The organism is Candidatus Phytoplasma citri (genome assembly GCF_002009625.1).
GTDB lineage: Bacteria > Bacillota_I > Bacilli_A > Acholeplasmatales > Acholeplasmataceae > Phytoplasma > Phytoplasma citri.
Genome location: NZ_MWKN01000036.1, coordinates 1 through 316 on the forward strand (window position 1 = coordinate 1; position 316 = coordinate 316).

At 38.6% G+C, this 316-nt stretch carries 1 pseudogene; it reads left to right on the top strand.

Going from position 1 to position 316, the window contains the following annotated elements:
* Positions 1-316, top strand: a pseudogene (locus tag B2G44_RS01155) (group II intron reverse transcriptase/maturase); the annotation flags it as partial.

The window sequence follows — 316 nt, forward strand, 5'->3', positions numbered from 1 at the left end:
GAACCTTAAATCGGTTCATCAGAAAGAATAAAGTCCTCTCGACCATTAACAAATGGTTGAAAGTCGGCTTCATGAAAGATGGGATCAGATACGAATCTTTATCAGGTTCTCTTCAAGGAGGAATAATCTCTCCCCTGTTGGTGAATGTATATTTACACGACATCGATCTGAAAATGGATGAACTAATTAAAAAAGGAAAGCCAATTTGGAAGAAGAGCCCAGAATATGGGAAAGCATGGTATAAAAACCAACACCATCAACTGGGGATTGATAGCTTCATCAATCTAAACCCAAAGACAAGAGTTGAGTACATCCG